This is a genomic window from Mycolicibacter arupensis, from assembly GCF_002086515.1.
Lineage (GTDB): Bacteria > Actinomycetota > Actinomycetes > Mycobacteriales > Mycobacteriaceae > Mycobacterium > Mycobacterium arupense.
The window spans coordinates 1-21,604 of the sequence record NZ_MVHH01000005.1 but is presented as its reverse complement, the minus strand read 5'-3'; the positions used below and the strand labels follow the sequence as shown (position 1 = coordinate 21,604).

The following is a 21,604-nucleotide window of genomic DNA, read 5'->3' as shown; positions in this document are numbered from 1 at the left end:
TGAACGCATGCGGGCGCTGATCATCGTCGATATGCAGAACGATTTCTGCGGCGGGGGAGCGCTTCCGGTCGATGGCGCTGACGCACTCGCCGCCACCATCAGCCGCTACCTCCGGAGCCCGGCGGCGCGCGAGCGCTACGCGCATGTGGTGGCCACCCAGGATTGGCACATCGACCCGGGCGAGCACTTCTCCGCTTGCCCGGACAACCAGACGTCCTGGCCGCCGCACTGTGTGGCCGAAAGCCCGGGGGCACAGTTTCATCCCGCGCTGAGCACTGACCGCATCGAGGCGGTCTTTCGCAAGGGTGCCTACTGTGCCGGGTACAGCGGGTTCGAGGGAGCCGACGCCGACGGCACCACGCTGGACGCTTGGCTGCGCCGGCACCAGGTAGCCAGCGTCGACGTGGTGGGTGTGGCCACCGACCACTGCGTGCGAGCCACCGCCGTAGACGCCGTCCGGGCCGGGTTTGACACCGCTGTGCTGCCACATCTGACCGCAGGCACCACCCCCGAGCGAACCGTTGCCGCGCTGGCAGCGATGCGCGACGCCGGTGTCGCCCTGGCAGAGGCCGATCAGTCGCCATTATCCGGCTGACTCACGCCAGCAGCACCACCAACGACGCCGTCGATGCCAGCAGGTAGACGACCGGAAAACCGATGTTGTAGAAAACTCCGGCCCGCACATGCGCCACGACGGCCCCGACAAAGAACGCGACCAACCCCACCGCGGCAGCGATCCCGACCGCGGTGAAGCCGGCGAGCCCGGCGAGCAGTCCAACGCCGCCGGCCAGCTTTGCTGCACCCAGCGGCACTAACCACGACCTCGGCACGCCGACCTGCGCCGAATTGGCCAGAACGAACTGTGCCGGCACGAAGTCGGCGATCGCGATGGCGATGGTGATGGCCGCGGTTGCCGCGACCGTCACCACGGTCAGGGTCGGTACGCTCATGTTGTTGCTCTTTCTGTCGTCGGTGGATATGGCGATATCTCTATGACGACTCCCGCGCGGGAAAGGTGACCTATGAGCAACCCCGATGTTTTGGCCCAACGGTTCGAGGACGAACGTCAGCGTCTTCATTCGGTGGCCTTGCATCTGCTGGGCTCGGCGGCAGACGCCGAGGACGCCGTCCAATCAGCCTGGTTGAAGGCCAGCAGAGCCGATCTGGCCGCGGTCGACAATGTGCCCGGCTGGCTCACCACCATCACCGCGCGCGTCGCCGTGGATCAGTTGCGAACGCGCTCGCGGCGGGCCGAGCAATCCCTGTCGCAGGCACCCGAACGTGATCACACCCCGGCCATGGCCGCGCCGGCCGCCGACGAGGAAGTACTGCGTTCGGAGGCGATCAGCCGTGCCCTGTTGGTGGTTCTGAACCAGCTATCACCGGCACAGCGCGTCGCGTTCGTGCTCCACGATGTCTTCGACCTCCCGTTCGACCAGATCGGCCCGCTGCTGGATCGCTCTCCAGACGCCGCCAAGAAGTTGGCCAGCCGCGCCCGGGCACGACTTCACGCGGCACCCGCAGAGCGGCCGGCACTGCGCGCCGAACACCTGCGGATCGTCGATGCATTCCTGTCCGCCTCGCGCGGTGGCGACATCCCGGCGCTGTTGCAGCTGCTGGCGCCCGATGTCGTGCGCCGAGCCGACCCGGTATTGCTGCCCGACGGCGTTGCGGTGGAGATCCGCGGTGCCGCCGAAGTCGCCACCGAGACCCGCCGCTTCACCGAGCGCACGCGCGCCGGTGCTGTGCTGCTCATCGATGGAGCTCCGGGTATCGCGATCGCGCCGGGCGACCGCCTGGTGGCCCTGCTACGCGTCGAGATCGGAGCCGACGGGCGCATCCACGCCCTGAACATCGCCGGTGGTGCTGAGCGACTGCGTGCCGCGACCCTGCAACTTCCGGACCCTGGACTCGACAGCAAGTACACCTGAGGAGCGCTCACGGCAGCCCGATTCTGCTTTGATGGGTCACGCGAACCGATGTGTGAGGGGAACGTCTGTGCCAGATGACACGCCAGCCGAAGAGGCGAAGCCGCCCGTTGCGGTGATCGCCCGCGGCATCACGATGACCGGGCCGTGGGGGCGGGTGTTCGGGCCGCTCGACCTGGACATCCCCACCGGTGGTGCCACCGTGCTGGTCGGTCCGCCCGGATCGGGTCGCACCGCCCTGATGATGAATCTGGCAGGCCGGATGAAGCCGTCGTCGGGCACCCTCACCGTGCTGGGGCAGAACAGGGCCCGCGACATCTTCGACAACGCCGCGCTGGCCGGCATCGAACAGATCGACTCGATCTTCGAGTCCGTGACGGTCGAAGACCTGATCACCGAACAGATCCGCTGGGATGCCCCCTGGTACCGGCTGGTCCGCCGTGCCGGTGATGCCGAGCGCGATGCGATCTGCGGCCCGGTCTTCGGCGACCTGCCGCTACCCCAGATGCACGACTACGTCGAGCACCTCGACGAATTGACCGGGTTGCTGCTGCGAATCGCCCTGGCCAACACCACCCGCCCACCGCTGCTGGTGGTCGGCAGCATAGATGAGATCAAGAACAGCCGCGATCGCGCGCTGCTGCTGACACGGCTGGTCGCCCTGGGGGCCCAGCAGACCGTGATCACGTCCTCGGCAAATCCGATTCCTGACGGATTCGGTCTCGCCGCGCAGATCACCGTCGACCATCTGGAGCGCGCCGAGCTCGTCCACGGCCGTCACGAGAAGAGGAATGCCTGACCATGCTCGCCGGAATGTCGCTGGGCACCGACCTCAAACGCTATTCGCGCGGCACCATGCCGCGGCTCGCGCTGATCACCATCATCGTGTTGCCGCTGCTGTACGGAGCGATGTATCTGTGGGCGTTCTGGAATCCTTTCGCCGCCATCGACAAGATCCCGGTCGCCCTGGTCAATCAGGACACCGGGGCCGTGGTCTCCGGTGAGCAGTTGCATGCCGGTGATGAGGTCACCCGTGCGCTGGTGGATTCCAAGCAGCTCGACCTGCACCAGGTGTCGGAAAGCCAGGCCACCAGAGGGGTGTCCGACGGCACCTACTACTTCTCGATCACCCTGCCCGCGGACTTCAGCGAGGCGGTGGTGTCGCCGGCCGGGCCACACCCCCAGAAGGCTCAGATCCAGTTCCGCTTCAACGACGCCAACAACTACCTGGCCTCGGTAATGGGCCAGAACGCCGCCCGCGAGGTGCTCAACGAGGTAAGCGCCAAGGTCGGCCAACAGGTGATCGGCACCGCACTGAACCAGGTGACCGACGAAGTCAAGAAGGCCGCCGACGGTGCCGAGCAGTTGGCCGGGGGTTCCACGACCTTGGCCGAGAACCTCGCGACCGCCCGTGATGGATCCATCGCGCTCGCCGACGGCATCCGTCAGCTGTCGACCGGCGTCCACCACGCCACCGATCCGTTGATCAAGGTGACCGATGACCTGGCCGCCATGGGTTTCGACCCGAACGCGGCCGGAGAGGCAGCCGGCAGGCTCGGCGGCAACCTCAAGACGGTGACCGACCGCATCGCATCGCTCAACGTCAACTACCAACAGGCCGCCGGGATCGTCGACCAAGTGGTCGCAGGCCTGCGCGCCAACCCCGACCCGGCGGTGCAGGGACTCGGCGACACCCTTGCCGGCGCCCAGCGCCTGCTCGACGTCGAAGGGATCGACCCTGCCACCGACGAGGGGTTGGCCGAACTGCGCGCGAACACCCAGGAACTTGAGACGGATCTGGCTGATCCGGCCAGTGGCCTGCGCACGTTCATGAATCACGTCCTCGACGGTGGCCTGCGGTCGGATGTCATCGCGCTGCGGGACGGGGCCGCCGCGCTGGAGGCCGGTGGACGCCAACTCAGCGACGGGCTGGTCCAGTTGACCGACGGGAGCAACCAGCTCAAAGACGGTGCCGGGCAATTGGCCGCCGGGCTGGGTGAGGCCGACCAGCGCGCCTCGACCATCACCGACCAACAGCGAGTAGAGGTATCGCAGACTCTGGCCAGCCCGGTCGGCGTCGATATGGACTTCACCCACCACGCTGCCACCTTCGGCACCGGTTTCGCGCCGTTCTTCCTGCCGCTGGCACTGTTCATCGGTTCGCTGATCGTGTGGATGTTGTTGACGCCGTTGCAGACTCGCGCGATCGTCAACGGGGTCACCGCACTTCGCGTGGTGCTCGCGTCCTACTGGCCTGCCCTGTTGTTGGGGATCTGCCAGGTCCTGCTGATGTACACGGTGGTGCACTTCGGCGTGGGATTGCAGGCCAGATACGCGCTGGGAACGGTCGCCTTCCTGGGATTGATCGCCGCTTCGTTCCTGGCGATGATCCAGGCCTTCAACGCCCTGCTGGGAGTGGCGGTCGGCCGGGTGTTCACCCTGGCCTTCCTGATGTTCCAGCTGGTGTCCTCCGGTGGCGTGTATCCGGTGGAGACCACGGCGAAGCCCTTCCAGATACTGCACCCCTATGACCCGATGACCTACGCCGTCAACGGATTGCGGCAGTTGACGGTCGGTGGTATCGACGAGCGGATGTGGACATCGGTCGCAGTGCTGGCGGGCATCCTGGTGGTGTCGTTGGCCGCCAGCTCCTGGGCGGCACGAAGAGACCGCCAATTCACCCTCGAGCGCCTCTACCCGCCGATCGAAGTCTGACGGTTCCCCGGTGCTGTCGTCCGGCGCTCGCACGCTCCCGCGACGCAGCCTGCTGCGCGGCGCCGGGGCGATCGGGGCGGCGGCGCTGATCCCGTGGACATCGGCCTGCGACACCGATGATGACGCGCTGACCTTCTTCTTCGCGGCCAATCCGGAGGAAGCAGACGCCCGGATGCGTATCGTCGACGCCTTCCAGCGCCGGCACCCCGACATCCGGGTACGCGCGATTCTGGCCGGTGGTGACCCGACCCAGCAGATGTCGACGTTCTGCGCCGGCGGCAAGTGCCCGGACGTGCTGATGGCCTGGGAGTTCAACTACGCCGGCCTTGCCGACCGCGGCGTCTTGGCCGACCTGAACACCCTGTTAGACCGGGATCGGCAGTTCGCGGCGACGTTGCACGCCGACAGCATTCCCGCGCTCTATGAGACGTTCGGATTCGACGGCGGCCAGTACGCGTTCCCCGAACAGTGGTCGGGGGCGTTTCTGTTCTACAACACCAGGCTCTTCGCCGAGGCCGGGGTGCGGCCACCGCCGGGCCGCTGGGACACCCCCTGGACCTTCGACGAGTTTCTGGCCACCGCCACCGCACTGACCCGGCGGTCTTCGCCCGGCCGAATCACCCAGTGGGGCTTCGTCGACACATGGTCGCCGCCCTATTCCGCGGCGCTGTTCGGCATGAACAACGGCACGCCGTGGGCCGTCCCGCGGTTCAATCCGGCACATCTGAACTTCGATGACGCCGACTTTCTCGCCGGCATCCAGTTCTATGCGGATCTGTCCAACCTGCATCGCGTGGCTCCCGCCGCGGCGGACACCCAGTCGATGTCGACCATGGGACTGTTCACCGCGGGCACAGCAGCCATGGCCCTCGGTGGTCACTGGCGCTATCAGACGTTTGCGCAGGCCGAAGACCTCGATTTCGACGTGGCGGTGCTGCCGACCGGGCCGGCTGCCACGGCCAGGGGTAGGGCGGCCCGATCCGCCATCGGCAGCACCGGACTGGCTATCGCTGCCGACAGCCGACATCAGCAGCAGGCGTGGGAGTTCGTGAAGTTCGCGGCCGGCCCGGTGGGGCAGGCGTTGATCGGGGAGAGCGGGCTGTTCGTCCCGGTACTGCGTTCGGCGATCAGTTCACCTGGATTTGCCGCCGCCCACGCCGGGATCGGCAACCTTGAGGTGCTGACCGGTGGTCCGGGGCACTCGGAGGGCCTGCCGATCTCCCCGCAGTGGCAGAAGGTCCACGCCCTGATGGACCGCGCCATCGGCCCGGTGCTGCGCGGCAAGCGGCCCGCCACCAGCCTCAAACGTGATCTCACGCCCCAGATCGACGAAGTGTTGGCTTCGGCATGAATCCCACGCGCAGACGGGCCCGCGCGGGTCGCTGGTTCATCGCCCCGAATCTGGCGGCGGTCGCGGTGTTCATGGCCTTCCCCCTGGCGTTCTCGCTCTATATGAGCGTGCAGCGTTGGGACCTGTTCACGGCGCCGAAGTTCGTGGGCGCGGCCAACTATCGCGATCTGTTCACCGCCGACCCGCTGTTCGGCATCGCGGTGCGCAATACGGCGGTGTTCACCGTCGGCACCGTGGTTCCGACGGTGTTGATCAGCCTGGCGGTGGCTGGACTGCTGAACCGCACGATCACGGGCATCGGGCTGTTTCGGGCAATCGCCTTTGTGCCGTTGGCGGTCTCGTCGGTGGTGATCGCGGTGGTGTGGCAGTTCGTGTTCAACACCGACAGCGGATTGCTCAACATCGCGCTCGGATGGTTCGGTGTCGGCCCGGTCCCGTGGCTCACCGAACCACATTGGGCGATGGTTTCGTTGTGTCTGGTCAGCGTGTGGAAGAGCGTGCCTTTTGCGACGGTGATTCTGTTGGCGGCCATGCAGGGTGTTCCCGATTCCCTGCACGAGGCGGCCCGTATCGACGGCGCGGGGGAGGTGCGGCGCTTCGTCTCGATCACGGTGCCGATGATCCGCGGCGCGGTGTGGTTTGTGGTGGTGATCTCGGTGATCAACGCATTCCAGGCGTTCGATCTGGTGTACGTGCTCACCGGCAGCAGCGGCGGCCCCGAGACCGGTACCTACGTGCTGGCCATCATGCTGTTCCAGCATGCCTTCGCCTTCCTGGACTTCGGCTACGCCGCGGCACTGGCCTGGGTCATGTTTGCGGTGCTGCTGGTCTTGACCGTCCTGCAGTTACGGCTCTCGCGCCGGAACGCGGTGCAGCAGTGATGTCCCGCCCCGTGCGGCACCGCATCGGCGGACTGTTGGGGGTCTACGCCGGACTGGGCGCCGTCGCCGCCTGTGCACTCTTCCCGATCCTGTGGGCCCTGGCGGGCTCGCTGAAACGCCAGTCCGAGATCAGCCAGCCGATGCTGCTGCCGGCGCATCCGCAGTGGTCGAACTACGCCGAGGTTTTCGCCCGGATGCCGTTCTGGCGCATGCTGTTCAACACGGTTTTCTACGCCGGATGTGTCACCGCCGGTCAGGTCTTCTTCTGCTCGCTGGCCGGCTACGCCTTCGCGCGGTTGCCGTTCACCGGACGCGACACGTTGTTCGTGGTGTATCTGGCCACGCTGATGGTGCCGTTGACCGTCACTGTGATTCCGCAGTTCATCCTGATGCGGGTGTTCGGATGGACCGACACCATGTGGGCGATGATCATTCCGGGCTTGTTCGGCAGTGCGTTCGGCACCTATCTGATGCGGCAGTTCTTCGTCACTCTCCCGATAGATCTGGAAGAGGCCGCCATTTTGGACGGCTGCTCGCCGTGGACCATCTATTGGCGGATCCTGTTGCCGCACGCCAAGCCTGCGGTCATGGTGTTGGCGGTACTGACCTGGATCAACGTCTGGAACGATTTCTTGTGGCCGCTGTTGATGATTCAGCGCAAGGGCATCGCGACCCTGACTCTCGGGCTGGTCTGGATGCAGGGCGAGTACGTCGCCGAATGGCCGGTGCTGATGGCGGCATCCATGCTGATGCTGGCACCGTTGGTGGTCATCTACGCGATCGCGCAGCGCGCCTTCGTCAGCGGAATCGCGGCGACCGGATTCGGTGGACGGTAGTCAGGAGAGCCCAGTGGCAGCAGTGACCTTCGACGCGGCGACCCGGCGCTATCCGGGTGCCGACCGACCCGCGCTGGACGCATTGGACCTGGCGGTGCGGGACGGCGAGTTCATGGTGCTGGTCGGGCCCTCGGGTTGCGGCAAGACCACGACGTTGCGCATGTTGGCGGGCCTGGAACCCGTTGACTGCGGCCACATCTACATCGGCGACCAGGACGTGACCGGTACCGATCCCGGCGACCGTGATATCGCGATGGTGTTTCAGAACTACGCGCTGTACCCGCACATGACCGTGGCGCAGAACATGGGGTTCGCCCTGAAGATCGCCAAGACGCCCAAGGCCGAGATCCGCGCCAGGGTCGCCGAGGCCGCGCAGTTGCTGGGCCTGTCCGAGCTGTTGGCGCGCAAACCCAAGGATCTGTCCGGCGGCGAACGGCAGCGAGTTGCGATGGGCCGCGCGATTGTGCGACGCCCACAGGTGTTCTTGATGGATGAGCCGTTGTCGAACCTGGACGCGATGCTGCGGGTGCAGACCCGCAACCAGATCGCGGAACTGCAGCGCCGACTGGGGATCACCACCGTCTACGTCACGCACGATCAGGTCGAGGCCATGACGATGGGGGATCGGGTCGCGGTGCTGCGTGATGGGGTGTTGCAGCAGTGTGCACCGCCGCGCGAGCTCTACCGCACTCCGGCCAACGTCTTCGTCGCCGGATTCATCGGATCACCGGCGATGAACCTGTTCACGGTGCCGGTGATCGACAGTGCGGTGTCGTTGGGCGGCTACCGCATCGAGCTGAGCCCAGACATCGCTGCGGCAGCGTCGGTCACCGTCGGGGTGCGTCCGGAGCATCTGCGGATCGCCGATCGGGGGATAGGGGTCGAGGTGGATTTCGTCGAGGAACTCGGCGCCGACACCTACCTGTACGGCTCGATGGTGGATCCGCACTCCCGGCACGCGGTGGTGGCCCGGGTTCCCGGCGACACAGAGGTGGCCCGCGGTGCCCGGCTGATGCTGCATGCCGACGTCGCTGATCTGCATTTCTTCGGCACCGAGGGCGCCCGGATCGGCTGAGCGTGCCGATCAGTCGAGCAGTTGCCGCAGGACGTACTGCATGATGCCGCCGTGCCGGTAGTAGTCGGCCTCGCCGGGGGTGTCGATGCGCACCGTCGCATCGAATTCGGTGTCACCGGCGTGCACCCGCACGGTAGCGGGGATGCTGTCGCTCAGCGCGGTCACCCCGGTGATGTCGAAGCTCTCTTCGCCGGTCAACCCGAGCGAGTCCGCGTCGGAGCCGTCGGGGAACTGCAGCGGCAGTACCCCCATGCCGATCAGGTTGGAGCGGTGAATGCGTTCGTAGGACACCGCCAGCACGGCCCGTACCCCCAGCAGCGCCGTACCTTTGGCCGCCCAGTCCCGCGAGGAACCCGACCCGTACTCCTTCCCGGCCAGGATCACCAGCGGGGTCCCGGCGGCGAGGTAGTTCACCGATGCCTCGTAGATGGTGCTGACCGGCCCGTCAGGCTGGCTGAAGTCACGTGTGAAGCCCCCCTCCGTGCCGGGAGCAAGTTGATTGCGCAACCGCACATTGGCGAACGTGCCGCGAATCATCACTTCGTGGTTGCCGCGCCGGGAGCCGTAGGAGTTGAAGTCCTTGCGCTCAATTCCGTTCTCGGACAAATACTTTCCCGCAGGTGAGTCATACCGAATGGAGCCGGCTGGGCTGATGTGGTCGGTGGTGACCGAGTCGCCGAGCTTGGCCAGCACCCGGGCACCGGTGATATCGGTGATCGCTGCCGGCTCGCGGGTCATGCCGTCGAAGTACGGGGGCCGGCGTACGTAGGTGGAGTCCGCCGCCCAGGAGAAGGTGTTCCCCTCGGGGACGTCCAGCGATCGCCACCGTTCGTCGCCGGTGTAGACATCGGCGTAGCTGGTGGTGAACATCTCGGCCTGCAGGTTGTCGTGGACGATGGCGTCCACGTCCGCTTCGGTGGGCCAGATGTCACGCAGATACACCGGCTCGCCGTCGCTGCCGGTGCCCAACGGGTCGGTGAGCAGGTTGACGCGCAGGGTGCCCGCCAGCGCGTAGGCGACCACCAGCGGCGGGGACGCCAGGAAGTTCATCCGGACCTCGGGGTGGATGCGGCCCTCGAAATTGCGGTTGCCCGACAGCACTGAACACACGGTCAGGTCGTTGTCGACGACGGCCTTGCTCACCTCGGGGATCAGGGGGCCCGAATTGCCGATGCAGGTGGTGCAGCCGTAGCCCACCAGGTTGAAGCCGAGCTGGTCCAGGTAGGGAGTCAGGCCCGCCCGCTCGTAGTAGTCGGTGACCACCCGCGAACCGGGCGCCAGGGTGGTCTTCACCCACGGTTTGCGTGTCAGCCCTTTGTTGACGGCGTTGCGTGCCAGCAGTGCGGCGCCGACCATGACCGAGGGGTTGGAGGTGTTGGTGCACGAGGTGATGGCGGCGATCACGACGTCGCCGTTGTCGATCTCGCTGCGGGTGCCGTCGGCGAGCTCGAGGGGGTGGGCATCGGTGCGCCAGGGGAGCTTGTCACCCCCGGCCCACGGCTCCCGCGGCCTGCCCGCCGCTTGGGATTGACCGAACGCGATCGGGTCGCTGGCGGGGAACGAATCCGCCGACGCCTTGTCCAGGTTCGACAAGGCCTGCGCGGTGGTTTCGGTGCCGTCGAGCAGCGCGGCGACGGTGTGCGGGGCCAACCGCAGGGGAATGCGGTCCTGCGGGCGTTTGGGGCCGGCGATCGACGGCTCGACGCTGCTCAAGTCCAGTTCCAGGGTCTGCGAATACATCGGCTCCCGATCCGGGTCGTGCCACATCCCCTGCTCTTTGGTGTAGGCCTCCACCAGCTGGATCTGGTGTTCGGAGCGGCCGGTCAGGCGCAGGTAGTCGCAGGTGACGCGGTCGACTGGGAAGATCGCGCAGGTGGCCCCGTACTCCGGGCTCATGTTGCCGATCGTGGCGCGGTTCGCCAGCGGGACATTGGCCACTCCGGGGCCGAAGAACTCGACGAACTTGCCCACCACGCCGGTGGCGCGCAGCAGTTCGGCGACTGTCAGGACCAGGTCGGTGGCGGTGGTGCCGGGCTGCAGTTCGCCGGTGAGTTTGAGGCCGACAACCGGGGGGATCAGCATGCTCATCGGCTGGCCGAGCATGGCCGCTTCGGCTTCGATTCCGCCGACGCCCCAGCCCAGCACGCCCAGGCCGTTGACCATGGGGGTGTGCGAGTCGGTGCCCACCAGGGTGTCGGGGTAGGCCAGTGGCCCCTCGGCGCCGTCGCGGGTGAACACCACGCGGGCCAGATATTCCAGGTTGACCTGGTGACAGATACCGGTGCCCGGGGGGACCACAGAGAAGTCGTCGAATGCCTGTTGCCCCCAGCGCAGCAGCTGGTAGCGCTCGGCGTTGCGCTCGAACTCCAGCTCGGTGTTGATCGCGAACGCGTCGGCACGCCCGAAGACATCGGCGATCACCGAATGGTCGATCACCAGCTCCGTCGGGCACAGCGGGTTAATGCGGGTGGTCTGGCCACCCAGGTCGGCGATCGCGTCGCGCATGGCGACCAGGTCGACCACGCAGGGCACGCCGGTGAAGTCCTGCATCAGGACTCGCGCTGGTGTGTAGGCGATTTCACGGCCGTGCGCGGCGGCCGGATCCCATGCGGCCAGCGCCCCGATCTGTTCAGCGGTGACCAGGCGGCCGTCCTCGTTGCGCAGCAGGTTCTCCAGGAGGACCTTCAGGCTGTAGGGCAGCCGCGCCGAGCCGTCGATGCGATCGAGACGCCGGATCTGATACGTGGTGTCCGCGACGGTCAGCCGGTCGCGGGTTCCGAAGCTGTCGAGGTTGCTTGCTGTGGCCATTGCGGGCCCTCCCACCGGTCGGATCGGTTACTACCGACCCTAGGTCCGTAAGCGTGGCAGGACCAGGGGAGCGGGCCGGGCTCAGCCGTTTTGTGCCGCGCGCTCGAGTACCGGCCGCTTGTCCGGGCAGTAGGTGTTGACCGAGGCGCCCAGGAACTGCCAGGCCTGTGCCTGGTTGGTGCCCTTCTGAAGGTTGGGGGTGATGAAGCGGACCGACTTGGCCGCATCGCCGTCGACACCCTTGTCCAGGCGCTCGCAGACGATCTTGCCCAGCCAGGCGTTGTAGTCGCGCGGACCGTAGATGCCGTAGGTGTGCAACTGGTTGGCGAAATCGGTGTCGGGGTCGGCGTGAGCGGGCGCTGCCAGGGTCACGGCCAAGCCCAGGAACGCCGCGGCGAGGGTCGTCGATTTCATGAGGCCCAGTGTAAACCCATCTGCTTAGGTGGTCTTCCTTTGCCGGGCGGGGCCGTCCCCGGCATTACCGCATTTACCTGCATCAACAGCGCGAAATGCGGCGACCGCCGCCTATTCGGATGTGACGAGCAAGACATAAGGAATTTATGAGGTTTATAAATTTGTGACTATTAGCCAAATTTCTCGTATTGTGTCTCTCCGTGGGCCGACACGAGTTAGCCAGCCAGCGCAAACGCTCCTCGGTATTGATGGCTGCAGTCCTCGCTCCAGCGGCAATGTTCTTTGCTGTGGGCGGCAGCGCCAATCCTGCGGTGCCGAAAGAAGCCATTGCGGTGGTTGCTGAAGACAATTCACCAGGCGGTTTGCAGCTGGTCGCGGCGCCGATCGCGGCGCCCGAGACCGGCCCGCCGGCACGGTTCGCGGTGGCCTCGCGAACCCGCACCGTGCCGCGGTTTCTGCCCGCCGGAGTCGCCCCCGAGCGGGGCCTGCAGGTGCGGACGATCCAGACCGCCCGCAGCATCAGCGACGCCTTTCCTCAGATCATGCAGATCGGCGGGGTCCGCGCCGACGCGCTGCGCTGGCACCCCAACGGTCTGGCCCTGGACGTGATGGTCCCCAACCCGACGAGCGCCGAGGGCATCGCTCTGGGAGACTCGATCGTGGCTTACGTCATGGAGAACGCCGGCCGATTCGGCCTGCAGGACGCCATCTGGCGCGGGACGTACTACACCCCCGGAGGCGGCGCTCAGCGCGGCGGCTATGGCCACTATGACCACGTCCACGTGACGACGACCGGCGGGGGATATCCCAGCGGGAGCGAGGTCTACCTGCGCTGAGCCCAGCGCAGGTACGGAAGCAGCTCCAGGGCGCTCACGGAGCCGTCAGCGCGGCGGCCAGCATGGTCGCGGTCAGCCGGACCATCGCGTCACGATCGGAGTGCGCGGGCCGCTGCAGGGCGATTCGCAGGCAGGCGCTCGACGTCACTCCCATGGTCACGAACACCAGATCGTCCAATTGCGCAGGCGTCAGGTCAGGCCGGGCACGGCTGGGGATCACGCTGCCCAGCGGCAGCAGGCTGCGCTCGATCTCGTCCATCGCGGTGTGGTTGAGGTACGGCGGTACGTCAAAAGATGAGGCTGTCAACGCGGCAAGCAGGATCGGGGCATGGTTTTCGTAGGCCGTCGTCAGGGTGTCCACGATCAGCAGCGCCGCCTGGTCCACGCCGAGGTCGATGGCGTGGCCCACGGCGCGCACCAGCTGCAGTGAGATGTCTCGAGTCGCGTCGTCTACCAGCTCGGCAATGATCGCGGATCGGTCCGGAAAATAGCGATATACAGTGCCGATACTGACGTGGGCGGCGTCGGCGATGGTCTGGGTGGTCAGTGTCTCCACGCCGCGGCGTGCGATCAGCTGGCGAGCGGTATCGAGCAGCCTGCGGCGCATCTCGCGGGCCCGTTGCTGTTGCGGGCGCGATCGCGCCTGAGCGGGCATGGCGGCTCCCTCAAAGTGAGTAGTAAGTGAGGCATTCTCATGTTTACATATCTGCATGGCAAATGTGCCCGATTTTCCCCATGCCTCCCTGGCCGTCGCGCGATACGGCCAGGCCGGGCGCGATTGGATTGCCGGCACCCAGATCGCCGATCCGCCGGCCGATGCCGTCGTCGCCGATTTCGCCATGCTGGCGCCCGGGGCGGGCATGTCCATGTTGCGAACCGCGCTGAGCGAGGGCATCGACGCAGTCGAGGCGGCCCCGGAATCACTGCGCGCGTTGTTCGCCGAGATCGACGACGAGCCCGAGTGGCTCGACCACGACCGCCTGAATCGGGCGGCGGGGCACATCGTGCGCCACACCGCGTCCTACGGGATCGTCTTGGGTGCGGCCTCGCTGACCTCCGGGGCAATGAACGCCGCCGCCGGCATGCCGCTGGTGCTCACGGGCCGCTACACCAGCCAGGCGGCCGTGCGGTCGATCGAAGTCGGAGCATGGCTACAGGACATCCTCACCCCCGGTGGGCTGCGCCGAGACGGTGCCGGCCTGGCCACCACGGTGCGGGTCCGCATGATTCACGCGTTTGTCCGGCGTCACCTGTTGGCCGAGGGCGACTGGGACGCCGACGTCTGGGGGGCACCCATCCCGCAGAGCTACATGGCGTTCACCATCGTCGAGTTCGGCAGGATCGCCCTAGCCGCCATGCATCAGCTGGGGATCCGTTACACCAGCGCCGAATTGGATGACATCTACCATTTCTGGCGCTACGTCGGTCGGCTCAACGGCGTGGCAGAAGAACTGAATCCGGTCACCGAAGCCGATCAGATCCGCATCGCCGAGCTGTACGCACTGACAGCGCTGGACCCCGACGAGGGCGACCGTGACTTCGTCCGCGCCTTGACCCACGACTATCTGGCGCGGGAGATCGCCGAGCTGTTGCCGTTCACGGGCGCGTGGAAACACCGTCTGGGCGTGAACATCATCAACGGCATGACCCGGGCCTTTCTGGGCGACGCGAACGCCGCCCGCTTGGGCGTTGCCGACACACCCTTCAAGCATCTGCCGCGGGTGATCGGCCCGGCGGTCGGCGGACTCAACCAGGTGCTGGCGCGGATTCCCGGCGTCAACGAGCTGCGGACGCGACGCGCCATGGCCAACTACCCGCGGCTGATGGCCGAACAGCGGGCGCGCTACGACGTGCACCATGACCTGGTGGATGCAGCACCGGACAGTGCTGGACATCCGGCGGCGGTGCACTCCGCGTAGCGATCCCGGTCGCTGCGTCTCGGCCGACGCGCGACCTCGGCACTAGATGGCTTGCACGTCCCTCTTGCGTTCATCGCGAGCGATCCGGCGCTCGCGTTGCTCCTCGAACCTGATCACTTGGCGCTCAAGATTTTCGAGATAGCCAGCGAGCTCTTCACGGCGCTGCTCGCCGAGACAGGTGAAATCACCGCGCTCGAAAATCCGCCACTTCCGCAGTGTTGGGAGGACGACCTCGTCCAGATGCTGACGCGGATCGTAAATTCCGTGCTTGGCCATCAGCACCCCGTTGCGGCGAAAGTTCGGCATGCCCTGCCCGGGCATCCTGAAATTTTCGACAACTGCAGCGACGGCTTCCAGCGCCTGGTCGGGAACCAGATCCAACGCCGCAGAGGCAATATTCCGATAGAAGATCATGTGCAGGTTCTCGTCTGCGGCAACACGTTGCAGCATCCGGTCGGCGACCGGGTCATCGCAGGCCTTGCCGGTGTTGCGGTGGCTGACACGGGTGGCAAGCTCCTGGAACGTCACGTAGGCGACGGAGAGCAGAAAGTCCGTCTGGTGTCGCGCCTCCTCCTCGGCAGTCGCCGCGAAACCATTGGTGACGTGCTGCATTCGTGCCTGCTCCAGCGCCACCGGATCGACACCGCGTGCTACGACAAGGTAATCGCGGATGACGATCCCGTGGCGGTTCTCCTCGGCGGTCCACCGGCCTACCCAAGCCGCCCAGGCGCCGTCACCAGAGAAATACTTGGCCGCCTGCCGGTGATACGACGGCAGGTTGTCTTCGGTGAGCAGGTTGGTGACCATCGCAGCCTTCGCGACATCGCTGAGCTGCGACTGTTCCGGCGACCAGTCGATTCCGCCTGTCCCGGCGAAATCGCGGCCACGGTCCCAGGGCACGTAGTCATGCGGGTTCCAGTCGGTCGCTACCGACTCGTGCCGGTTCACGTTCGCCGCGGCAATGGGCTCCAGTTCGCGCAGTATCTCCAGATCGGCCAACTGCCGCGACATCGCATCCCTCTCGACCGCACTCGGGACGCCCCCCAGCGCACGGAAAGCGTAACCCGCCGCAGGTGTACGCCCAGACCACGGCGAGCCGGTAAGGTGCCGCGACGGACCAATCCGATGATCCAAACTGTGGTCAGCTCCTCACCGGTGCGCTGAACTTCGGTGGTGGGCGCATGTGATCTTCTGGCAGTGAGTTTCCTCGCAGGCCTGCTGGTCGCTGTCGTGACCACGCCGATTGGGGTGTCCGGGGCGGTATTCCTGCTGCCCCTTCAGGTGAGTGTGCTGGGGGTGCCCAGCCCGGCTGTCACGCCCACCAACTTGCTGTTCAATATCGTTGCGATACCGGGAGCCTTGGCCCGCTACCGCAGCCAGGCTCCATTGCGCAGCCCACTGACCGCGGTCTTGCTGATCGGCACGCTGCCAGGGGTCGTGTTAGGCGCCTGTATCCGGGCATTTCTGATTCCCGGCATCCAGGTGTTCCGCCTGTTGATAGCTGGGATCCTTGTGCCGCTGGGCATCTCGCTGATCCACGGCCGACGTCACCGGCACGCTCACGCATCCGCGATTCCGCCGACTCGCAGGGCCACCATCGCCCTCGCGTTCGGCGTCGGCGTCGTCGGCGGAATCTACGGCATCGGCGGCGGATCTCTGCTCAGCCCCATCCTGGTACACCGAGGCACGCCGCTGCCTATCGTCGCGCCGGCGGCACTGGTCTGCACGTTCATCACCTCGCTAGTCGGTGCCAGCGCCTACCTGATCCTTGCGGCGACCACCACCGGATTGCCGATCGCACCGGACTGGAGCATCGGACTCGTCGCGGGTGCCGGTGGCCTGGTCGGTGGCTATCTGGGCGTGCGATTAGGTCCCCGGCTGCCGGAGGCTGTGTTGCGCATCGCGCTCGGTGCGATTGCCACCGCAACCGGCGCCCTCTATGTACTGCAGTCGCTGTAGCCGCACGATCTGTCCGTCGGAGCTGAGCGCACTATCATCACGATCAACTCAGACCGACTCAGACCAGAAGGCCAACCCAGAATGCGCTTCGAGCAGTGACTCACGACCAGTCCACCATCAGGGTTCTCGTCCTCGTCGGCAGTTTGCGATCGGGCTCGCTGAATCGTCAGCTCGCCCATACTGCCATTGCCTCTGCGCCCGAGCATGTCGAAGCGACGTTGTTCGACCAGTTGGGCGAGCTACCGCACTACAACGAGGACATCGATACCGCGACGCCGCTCGAAGCCGTTCAGGCGCTGCGCACCGCGGCGGCTGACAGTGCCGCGCTGTTGGTGGTGACTCCCGAGTACAACGGCGGGCTGCCCGGGGTGGTCAAGAACGCGTTCGATTGGCTCTCACGCCCGTACGGCGAGAGCGCCTTGATCGGCAAACCCGCGGCGGTGATCGGTACGGCATTGGGCCGCTATGGCGCGGCCTGGGCGCACGCCGATGCCCGCAAGACACTGGCGATAGCCGGCGCGCAGGTGCCCGACGACATCGAACTGTCGATTCCGGCCAAGAATTTCAACGGGCTGCATCCGCAGGAGTCAGAGGACGTCGTCGCATCGCTGCGCGAAACCTGGGCACAACTGATTCGCCACGTGCAGAACTGAACTCGGCGCTGGCCGGAGTAGAACTCCAACAGCGTGTGATTGTCAGACCGCCGAATGGGGTAGTGCTAAAAGAGCGGCTCCCACAGAGGGGGTCTGGGCACTTCCCTAGGAGGTCTGGCTATGTTCGCTCTTCGCATGGCATTTGCCGCGGCTGTGGCGTTAGCGCCGGTGGCGTACGCGACAACGGTTGCGCCCGTGGTCGCCTCGGCTCAACCGCCCGATTGCGGTCCGGGTAACTGGTGGAATCCGGGTACCAACGAATGCCAGCCCACCGCACCGCCGAACTGCGGTCCGGGTAACTGGTGGAACCCCGCGGTCAATGCCTGCCAACCCGTAGCACCGCCACCGCCGCGGTAGTGGCCGGGCGCTCAGACTGGCGGTCGTAAGCGGCATTACCCGGCGCTGCCGGTGAGATAACCGCACAGCATCGTGACGATGACGTCCTCGACCACAGCCGCCGGGACGGGCGCAGGCGTCGCGATGAGCCGGTGGACGAGCGATTCGATCGTGACAACGATGACTAGTGCGGCAGTGGCGGAATCGTTGACGTTCACTTCGGAGTATTGAGCGAGCAGTTGTGCCGTCGAGGCGACTGCCATGTCTTCGAGGCTGTGCAGGCGGTCAAGGAAGGCAGGGGACCGCGGCGCTTCCTCGAACAGCACGCGATGTAGCCCCGGGTCGTGACTGTGGTTCTCGATCGCGGCGCGGACGACGATTCGGAGTGTGGCATCCAGCCGGCCAGGCAGACCGTCGGCGATGCGTTGCGCGAGCAGTGTCATGCCGGCCTCGACGTGCTGCTCCATCAAGGCGCGCAGAATCGCGTCCTTGTTGGGAAAATACTGATACAGCGAGCCGATGGACAACCTTGCATATTCAGCGATGCGGTTGGTGGTACTCGCCGAATACCCGTACTCGGAGAAAACCTGAGCAGCAGCATCGAGCACCCGTTGCCGAGTCTCCTTGGCGCGGTCCTGTTTCGGCTGCTTACGGGGTCGGTACCGGTCTGGTGGTGCGATAGGGAAACTCCTGGCGAAATGCGAGTAGTCAAACCGGGGGATTCATCCCAGTATTGAGGTGATCCTAACAACGACAACGGGCTACTGGCCGCCGCCGATCGCCGGCGCGATCCAGACCAACCAAGCCGACGAAGGAACGACATGAAATCGGATCGCACCGATGAACAGGTGATCCGCACGACCAGTGTGGTCGATGGCTCGGCGGACGCGGTATGGCAGCGGGTCACGTCGCAAGACGGGATCAATGATGAGATGGGTCCCTTTCTTGCGATGACCATGCCGCGCAGCTTCCGTGGCCGCTCGATCGGCACTGTGACACCCGGAACACGGATCGGCCGCAGCTACATTCTGCTTTTCGGGTTCATCCCGGCCGGGGTCGATGACATCACCATCGCCAGGATCGAACCGGGCCGAATGTTCCGTGAAGAGTCCCGCATGACGGGCATGCGCATCTGGGTGCACCAGCGCACCTTGGAGCCCGGCAACGACTCCGCCGGCGAGAAGACCATCGTTACGGACGAGATCACCGTCGCGCCACGGGGGCCGTTGGGACTCATCCCGGGATGGAGCGCACTGGTGGGCACCATCTTGCGGTACTTCTTCGCCCATCGTCACCGGCGGCTGGCACAGGCGATGCGCACCCTGGGTAGCGCGGTGCCACCTCTGGCCTGATTCGCAACTGCCAGAGTTGATTTCGAGTCGCATGGCCCATCCGGTACAACCACCCTATTTCGTCACTGTGACGTATTGACAGGCCAGGGCGGGAGCGAGGAAGGGGTGACTCCGAGTCAGTCACGTCCGTCGTCGCGTCGTGAATAACGGCGGCCGTAGCCAAGGCGGCAGCGTACCGGCACGGGATCCTAGGCGGCACGGCCAGCGCCGCGGCGCTTGTGCGGTTTGCACATCGGACAACCGCGCCAGGACCGAGACGGGTGATGACTGGCCATGGTGAACTCCGGGGTGTGACTCCGCCTGCGTGGCGAAGAGATCGACGATATAGATCTGAACCGACCCTTTCCAGCGGATATCGCCCAACGCCGATAACGTACATTATGTCAGGTAATGTACGCCGCTTTCACCTGATGAATACGCATGTGCCGAACCGCTGGTGTGGGTCGTTCATCGCGGCGCGGTGGTGGGCGTGATCGACCTGGCCGGTGTCGTAGAAGCGATATCCGCTGCAGGGGTTCGAGAAAGCCGATGTCGTGGTAGTGGCGTAGCGCCTTCCGACTCAAACTGGTCATCACTGCGAAGTCACCGATCGAGACCTGTGCACCCATGGCGAACTCCTCTGCTCTTCGTCGCCCACGTGACAAAACACGGCTATCCTCAAGCCTCCCCCAAGGGCAAGGTCAACATCGCGACGCGAGTCGAACCGGGGGTTGACCTTCCCCCTACGGGAACTTTCATCATGGGGCAATGACCAACACCACAGATTGGGATGCACTCCCCAAGACCGTCAGAACGTTTATGACCGCACTCGATGCCCACGATGCGAATCAAGCGCTGGCCACACTCAGCACCGATGCGGTGGTGACCGACGAAGGCCACGACTACGAGGGACATGACGAGATCGGGGCCTGGGTGGCCGTCGCGGCCGCGGAGTACACCTACACGACCGAGTTCACCGGTGCGACGATGACTGCCTCAGGCGTCGACATCGGACAACACCTGGAGGGCGACTTCCCGGGCGGGGTCGCCGACCTGCACTACCGCTTCACCCTCGACGGCACAATGATCAGCCGGGTGGTGATCGAGCCATGACTCGGCGTTGGTTCATCACCGGAGGCACCCCCGGCAACTTCGGAATGGCGTTCGCAGAAGCGGCACTTGAGATCGGTGACCGCGTGGTACTGACGTCCCGGCGTCCGCAGGAGCTGGCGGCGTGGGCAGAGCAGTACGGCGATCGCGTTCTCGTCGCGCCACTGGAACTCACCGATGCTGCGCAGGTGCAGCGTGCGGTGCGCGCCGCAGAGGACCACTTCGGTGGCATCGACGTGCTGGTCAACAACGCCGGCCGCGGCTGGTACGGATCGATCGAGGGAATGGACGAATCCGCGTTGTGGGCGATGTTCGAGCTGAACTTCTTCGCGGTGCTGTCCGTGACGCGTGCAGTGCTCCCGGGGATGCGGTCCCGCGGAAAAGGGTGGATCGTCAACGTGTCCTCGGTGGCCGGGCTTGTATCAGCGCCCGGGTTCGGCTACTACAGTGCGACGAAGTTCGCGATCGAAGCCGTCAGCGACGCGCTGCGCGACGAGGTCGCTCCACACGGGATCTCCGTGTTGACCGTCGAACCGGGAGCGTTCCGCACCAACGCCTACACCGGATTCGCCAACGAACCCGTCAACGAGCCGATCCCCGACTACCACGACATGCTCGAAAGGGTTCGTGCCACCTTCATCGGGATGGACGGTGCGCAGCCCGGCGATCCGCGTCGCGGCGCCCGCGCGGTGATCGCGGCGATGGCGCAGGACCCACCACCCCGTCGACTGGTCCTGGGCAACAGCGGGTACGATGCCGTGATCGATACGCTGGAGAATAATCTAGTTGACATCCGGGCGAACGAAACGCTCTCTCGCAGCGCCGATTTCCCCACCTGAGAGGCTGGTACCGCGAGTCTCTGGCGCCGTACCGCAACTGCCCTACACGTGACCAGGATGGTGACGGACCGGAGCTCGAGCCGCGGGATTCCTGCGAAGTCGGCCGCGTTACACGTGTAGAGCGGCAACGCGTGCGCGATCGCGCTGGCCGCGATAAGCGCGTCATACGCGCGCGCCGCCGGCTTGCGCCCCGATGCGCGGAGTGTCGCCGCCACACTGCCAAAGGCTCGCGCGCAATCAGCGTCGAAAGGAAGTACATCAAAGTCGGCCTCGGCCTGCTGCAGGTGCTGCTGACGGGCACTGCGCTCGACTTCGTCCTGCGCTACATGCGACCAGCGTATCACCGGTGAGACGGTGGTGCGACCGTCGCAGTGCATGTGCTTTCGCTGAACACGCAGGTATCGAACGACTCGCCGGCCCACCCCGACAACGAGTTACGACCGGGCGAGACACGTTCCGTTCCCCCGTAGGCTCACCGCATGCACGAAGTGACTCTGGCCAGCAGCGGTGAAGCGGCGATCCTGACCGTCGGGCTGTCGCTCTACACAGCGTTGATCCGGTGGCGTCCAGATTTCGGTGTAAATCGGCGGGCGCAGGTTCTGGCTTCGGTGGG

Annotated in this window: 21 protein-coding genes and 2 pseudogenes; 15 read left to right on the top strand and 8 right to left on the bottom strand. The window is 65.8% G+C overall.

Going from position 1 to position 21,604, the window contains the following annotated elements; translation table 11 throughout:
- Positions 1 to 7 precede the first annotated feature (7 nt).
- Positions 8 to 595, top strand: a complete 588-nt coding sequence (locus tag BST15_RS22520) for an isochorismatase family protein (RefSeq protein ID WP_046189640.1) — start codon at positions 8 to 10, stop codon at positions 593 to 595.
- 1 nt (position 596) lies between these two features.
- Here the strand turns inward: BST15_RS22520 and BST15_RS04000 are convergent, their stop codons facing one another.
- Positions 597 to 950, bottom strand: a complete 354-nt coding sequence (locus BST15_RS04000) for a DoxX family protein (protein WP_046189631.1) — start codon at positions 948 to 950, stop codon at positions 597 to 599.
- A 72-nt stretch (positions 951 to 1,022) separates the two neighbouring features.
- Between BST15_RS04000 and BST15_RS03995 the strand changes: the two genes are divergently transcribed.
- From BST15_RS03995 to BST15_RS03965, 7 genes are all read left to right on the top strand, one after another.
- A complete protein-coding gene (locus tag BST15_RS03995; RefSeq protein WP_046189630.1) occupies positions 1,023 to 1,931 on the top strand; it encodes a sigma-70 family RNA polymerase sigma factor in 909 nt (302 codons plus the stop codon).
- 133 nt (positions 1,932 to 2,064) lie between these two features.
- Positions 2,065 to 2,727 (top strand): ATP-binding cassette domain-containing protein, encoded by a 663-nt coding sequence (locus tag BST15_RS03990; RefSeq protein WP_052734802.1) that lies wholly within the window; start codon positions 2,065 to 2,067, stop codon positions 2,725 to 2,727.
- 2 nt (positions 2,728 to 2,729) lie between these two features.
- A complete protein-coding gene (locus BST15_RS03985; protein ID WP_046189628.1) occupies positions 2,730 to 4,643 on the top strand; it encodes a YhgE/Pip domain-containing protein in 1,914 nt (637 codons plus the stop codon).
- A gap of 13 nt (positions 4,644 to 4,656) precedes the next feature.
- Complete coding sequence (locus tag BST15_RS03980; RefSeq protein ID WP_046189639.1) at positions 4,657 to 5,994, top strand: ABC transporter substrate-binding protein; 1,338 nt, start codon at positions 4,657 to 4,659, stop codon at positions 5,992 to 5,994.
- On the top strand, positions 5,991 to 6,875 hold the full coding sequence (locus BST15_RS03975) for a carbohydrate ABC transporter permease (RefSeq protein WP_046189627.1): 885 nt from the start codon (positions 5,991 to 5,993) through the stop codon (positions 6,873 to 6,875). Before BST15_RS03980 ends, BST15_RS03975 begins: the two co-directional genes overlap by 4 nt.
- Positions 6,875 to 7,711 (top strand): carbohydrate ABC transporter permease, encoded by an 837-nt coding sequence (locus tag BST15_RS03970; protein WP_046189626.1) that lies wholly within the window; start codon positions 6,875 to 6,877, stop codon positions 7,709 to 7,711. The genes BST15_RS03975 and BST15_RS03970 overlap by 1 nt, the downstream gene beginning before the upstream one ends.
- Before the next feature lie 13 nt (positions 7,712 to 7,724).
- The gene (locus BST15_RS03965; RefSeq protein WP_046189625.1) at positions 7,725 to 8,786 is read left to right on the top strand and encodes an ABC transporter ATP-binding protein; all 1,062 of its coding nucleotides are present in this window, start codon (positions 7,725 to 7,727) and stop codon (positions 8,784 to 8,786) included.
- A 9-nt stretch (positions 8,787 to 8,795) separates the two neighbouring features.
- Here the strand turns inward: BST15_RS03965 and acnA are convergent, their stop codons facing one another.
- Positions 8,796 to 11,594 (bottom strand): aconitate hydratase, encoded by a 2,799-nt coding sequence (gene acnA, locus BST15_RS03960; RefSeq protein ID WP_046189624.1) that lies wholly within the window; start codon positions 11,592 to 11,594, stop codon positions 8,796 to 8,798.
- Between the two features lie 81 nt (positions 11,595 to 11,675).
- Positions 11,676 to 12,008, bottom strand: coding sequence for a DUF732 domain-containing protein (locus BST15_RS03955; protein WP_046189623.1), 333 nt, complete (start codon positions 12,006 to 12,008; stop codon positions 11,676 to 11,678).
- A gap of 200 nt (positions 12,009 to 12,208) precedes the next feature.
- Here BST15_RS03955 and BST15_RS03950 point away from each other — a divergent pair, with 200 nt between their 5' ends.
- On the top strand, positions 12,209 to 12,844 hold the full coding sequence (locus tag BST15_RS03950; protein ID WP_109370831.1) for a VldE C-terminal domain-containing protein: 636 nt from the start codon (positions 12,209 to 12,211) through the stop codon (positions 12,842 to 12,844).
- A 34-nt stretch (positions 12,845 to 12,878) separates the two neighbouring features.
- Here the strand turns inward: BST15_RS03950 and BST15_RS03945 are convergent, their stop codons facing one another.
- Entirely contained in the window at positions 12,879 to 13,499 is a 621-nt protein-coding gene (locus tag BST15_RS03945) for a TetR/AcrR family transcriptional regulator (protein ID WP_165757099.1), read from the bottom strand.
- A gap of 55 nt (positions 13,500 to 13,554) precedes the next feature.
- Here BST15_RS03945 and BST15_RS03940 point away from each other — a divergent pair, with 55 nt between their 5' ends.
- Positions 13,555 to 14,763, top strand: a complete 1,209-nt coding sequence (locus BST15_RS03940) for an oxygenase MpaB family protein (protein WP_046189620.1) — start codon at positions 13,555 to 13,557, stop codon at positions 14,761 to 14,763.
- 42 nt (positions 14,764 to 14,805) lie between these two features.
- On the opposite strand, the gene BST15_RS03935 is transcribed toward BST15_RS03940, so the two are convergent.
- Positions 14,806 to 15,774: an acyl-ACP desaturase gene (locus BST15_RS03935; RefSeq protein ID WP_046189619.1), complete on the bottom strand. Its 969-nt coding sequence runs from the start codon at positions 15,772 to 15,774 to the stop codon at positions 14,806 to 14,808.
- 186 nt (positions 15,775 to 15,960) lie between these two features.
- Here BST15_RS03935 and BST15_RS03930 point away from each other — a divergent pair, with 186 nt between their 5' ends.
- The gene (locus tag BST15_RS03930) at positions 15,961 to 16,722 is read left to right on the top strand and encodes a sulfite exporter TauE/SafE family protein (RefSeq protein ID WP_198528312.1); all 762 of its coding nucleotides are present in this window, start codon (positions 15,961 to 15,963) and stop codon (positions 16,720 to 16,722) included.
- 95 nt (positions 16,723 to 16,817) lie between these two features.
- Positions 16,818 to 17,375, top strand: coding sequence for an NAD(P)H-dependent oxidoreductase (locus BST15_RS03925; protein ID WP_046189617.1), 558 nt, complete (start codon positions 16,818 to 16,820; stop codon positions 17,373 to 17,375).
- Positions 17,376 to 17,767: 392 nt separating this feature from the next.
- On the opposite strand, the gene BST15_RS03920 is transcribed toward BST15_RS03925, so the two are convergent.
- Positions 17,768 to 18,433 (bottom strand): TetR/AcrR family transcriptional regulator, encoded by a 666-nt coding sequence (locus tag BST15_RS03920; protein WP_409366514.1) that lies wholly within the window; start codon positions 18,431 to 18,433, stop codon positions 17,768 to 17,770.
- Between the two features lie 99 nt (positions 18,434 to 18,532).
- On the opposite strand from BST15_RS03920, the gene BST15_RS03915 reads away from it, so the two are divergent.
- Complete coding sequence (locus tag BST15_RS03915; RefSeq protein WP_046189615.1) at positions 18,533 to 19,063, top strand: hypothetical protein; 531 nt, start codon at positions 18,533 to 18,535, stop codon at positions 19,061 to 19,063.
- A gap of 463 nt (positions 19,064 to 19,526) precedes the next feature.
- On the opposite strand, the pseudogene BST15_RS22515 reads toward BST15_RS03915, so the two are convergent.
- Positions 19,527 to 19,671, bottom strand: a pseudogene (locus tag BST15_RS22515) (MerR family DNA-binding transcriptional regulator); the annotation flags it as partial.
- Positions 19,672 to 19,810: 139 nt separating this feature from the next.
- On the opposite strand from BST15_RS22515, the gene BST15_RS03910 reads away from it, so the two are divergent.
- Together BST15_RS03910 and BST15_RS03905 are read left to right on the top strand one after the other, a co-directional pair.
- A complete protein-coding gene (locus BST15_RS03910) occupies positions 19,811 to 20,155 on the top strand; it encodes a nuclear transport factor 2 family protein (protein ID WP_046189614.1) in 345 nt (114 codons plus the stop codon).
- Positions 20,152 to 20,991, top strand: coding sequence for an SDR family NAD(P)-dependent oxidoreductase (locus BST15_RS03905; RefSeq protein WP_046189613.1), 840 nt, complete (start codon positions 20,152 to 20,154; stop codon positions 20,989 to 20,991). The genes BST15_RS03910 and BST15_RS03905 overlap by 4 nt, the downstream gene beginning before the upstream one ends.
- Positions 20,992 to 21,107: 116 nt before the next feature.
- Here BST15_RS03905 and BST15_RS23155 read toward each other — a convergent pair.
- Positions 21,108 to 21,368: pseudogene (locus tag BST15_RS23155) on the bottom strand (PIN domain-containing protein); the annotation flags it as partial.
- Positions 21,369 to 21,604: the final 236 nt, after the last annotated feature.